The 264-nt window shown below is 69.3% G+C and carries 1 protein-coding gene; it reads right to left on the bottom strand.

The window, feature by feature from the left end:
* Positions 1-259 (bottom strand): NTP transferase domain-containing protein (locus RMT89_RS43580; RefSeq protein WP_399499022.1); only part of this gene is annotated, 259 nt, incomplete at its 3' end.
* Positions 260-264 lie beyond the last annotated feature (5 nt).

Genomic DNA, 264 nt, shown 5'->3' on the forward strand with positions numbered 1-264 from the left:
CGTAGCCTCGTAAGATGGCTTCTCGCGCCGCCAGGACGGCATGAGCCGTTCCGCGCCGCTCGGTCTGGGTGAAGGAGCATGCGTGGGCCGCCTGCGCTGCGACATCATTTCGATCTGGTCCGAGCACTAGAGCGACGTCGCCAATCCTCGCGCCGGCGATCGCGGCGAGCGTATGCGCGAGGAGGGAACGGCCGGCTACTTCGTGGAGCACCTTGGGCCGCGCTGAGCGCATCCGCGTGCCCTCGCCCGCCGCTAGCACGACCG

It is taken from the genome of Streptomyces sp. P17, assembly GCF_032436805.1.
GTDB lineage: Bacteria > Actinomycetota > Actinomycetes > Streptomycetales > Streptomycetaceae > Streptomyces.